Source organism: Streptococcus sp. HMSC061D10, from assembly GCF_001808865.1.
In the GTDB taxonomy this organism is placed as follows: domain Bacteria; phylum Bacillota; class Bacilli; order Lactobacillales; family Streptococcaceae; genus Streptococcus.
In genome coordinates this window covers 601-2,080 of the sequence record NZ_KV795031.1, presented here as the reverse complement: position 1 = coordinate 2,080, position 1,480 = coordinate 601, and the positions used below count along the sequence as shown (strand labels likewise).

2 protein-coding genes are annotated in these 1,480 nt (G+C 37.9%); both read right to left on the bottom strand.

The genetic code is table 11. The features are described 5' to 3' along the window. Nucleotides 1-476: 476 nt before the first annotated feature. Entirely contained in the window at nt 477-605 is a 129-nt protein-coding gene (locus HMPREF2728_RS11000) for a hypothetical protein (RefSeq protein WP_261674130.1), read from the bottom strand. A gap of 172 nt (nt 606-777) precedes the next feature. Beyond that, nucleotides 778-1,480: MucBP domain-containing protein (locus HMPREF2728_RS09905; RefSeq protein WP_186822211.1), on the bottom strand; the 703-nt coding region annotated here is incomplete at its 5' end.

The window sequence follows — 1,480 nt, the reverse complement described above, 5'->3', positions numbered from 1 at the left end:
AGTTTGCTCTTTAATTTTCATTGAGTATTAGTTTGCTCAAGTCCTATAACTGATGACTTATCATCACTGATATGTGAACATAGAACCCTAAACCTACTATCTTCTATAAAAAGTCTCTAAAGTTTCTATAGTTAGTTGGTTTAAAAACTGTAGGGACTATAGAGATTTGTAATGATAGATAAAACAGCCCAGCAGTGCCATATCACCTATGTTCGAAAGTTATAATACATATAGGCTGAGGTAAACCTCATTATACTTCTCCCTTATGAGTATATTCTTAAAAGATGATTAGAGAGTTTTTCAAAAATTCAATCCCCCTTAACCTTGAGCAAGTCAAACCTATCACCTTACTTCATCTAAAGAAACGCCATTCCCAAAATTTTCAATGCCAAAAATTCTAGTATTCGACTCACCTATCGAAAATAAAACTTTCAAAACATCAACTCTAGTTTGATCAAAAGAGAACTCCCACTCTACTAAAAACTTTCTTTAGGTTCTTCCTTTTGTTGTGATTTATGAGGAGCTTTAGCTCGTAGAAAGACTTTTTGTTTTGGTAATGCATAAAAAGAAGCTGGGTAAAGATCTTTAAAATCAGAAAAACGCATAATATCAGATATTCAAAAACCTTGATATTATGCGTTTTATGTTGAAAAGATTTTCTAAATGTTATCCCTAAAGTGGGGATAGCCACTCTTTTCTATTAGTTAAAGCCAGATTTGATCGTCAATATGAGTCGTTATTTTAAACAAAGTAACATTACTCTCCTAAGAAAGATGACTATTTTTCGTCTTCCTTCTTACGACGTCCAAGTGCTGCCAATCCTACAAGTCCTGCAACTACTCCGAGTACAGTTGATCCTGCAGATGTAGTTTCACCAGTATTTGGAAGTTGTTCCTTAGCCGATGTTGGATTAGCTGGTTGTTCCGAAACTGGTTTACCTGGTGTTGGGTTCACCGGTTTACCTGGTGTTGGATCCACTGGTTTACCTGGTGTCGGGTTCACCGGTTTACCTGGTGTTGAATCCACTGGTTTACCTGGTGTCGGATTCACTGGTTTACCTGGTGTCGGGTTCACTGGTTTGTCTGGAATTGGCTCTACAGGCTTGTCTGGAGTTGGATCCACTGGTTTACCTGGTGTCGGGTTCACTGGTTTGTCTGGAGTTGGTTCTACAGGCTTATCTGGAGTTGGCTCTTCTTTAAGCTTGTAGATGTAAGTAACGTTCTTATCTTGTTCAGCTACTTTACCAGTTGTGGCATCTGATGATGTAAGGTGGCCTTGATCATCTACTTCACCAACTTTGTAAGTGCCAGCTGGTACCAATACATAAGTCTTACCGTCTTTTTCGATTTCTTTTGGACGGTTGTCTGTAACTGTATCGTAAGCTGAATCAACTGGTTCTTTATCCATATCCGTTACAGAAGCTTTAAGCTCATTGCCTTCTGTATCTTTATAGTGTACATAGACATTACCATTCACTTCT

What these genes read in the sequence shown, in the direction of transcription:
- HMPREF2728_RS11000 (WP_261674130.1), bottom strand. Translation starts at nt 605, where the DNA reads ATGCGTTTTTCTGATTTTAAAGATCTTTACCCAGCTTCTTTTTATGCA.